Annotated in this window: 1 rRNA gene; it reads left to right on the top strand. The window is 47.6% G+C overall.

The features are described from left to right. A 23S ribosomal RNA gene (locus WS34_RS15210) occupies positions 1–368 on the top strand; the annotation flags it as partial.

The following is a 368-nucleotide window of genomic DNA, read 5'->3' as shown; positions in this document are numbered from 1 at the left end:
GAGGCTAACGCAGGGAACTGAAACATCTTAGTACCTGTAGGAAAAGAAAATAATAATGATTCCCCCAGTAGTGGCGAGCGAACGGGGATTAGCCCAAACCAATGTTGTTACGGCAATATTGGGGTTGTAGGACCACGTTGTCGCAAGACATTCAGTGAGAAGAATTCTTTGGAAAATGAAACCATAGACGGTGATAGTCCGGTATTCGAAGCTGAACGAAGCGTAGTGGTATCCTGAGTAGCGCGGGACACGAGGAATCTTGCGTGAACCAGCCGGGACCATCCGGTAAGGCTAAATACTCCCGAGAGACCGATAGCGAACCAGTACTGTGAAGGAAAGGTGAAAAGCACTTCGAATAGAAGAGTGAA

The sequence above is a fragment of the Odoribacter sp. N15.MGS-14 genome (genome assembly GCF_000980245.1).
Lineage (GTDB): Bacteria > Bacteroidota > Bacteroidia > Bacteroidales > Marinifilaceae > Odoribacter > Odoribacter splanchnicus.
Note: the sequence above shows the minus strand (reverse complement) of the source record. Positions and strands in the feature narration are given on the sequence as shown.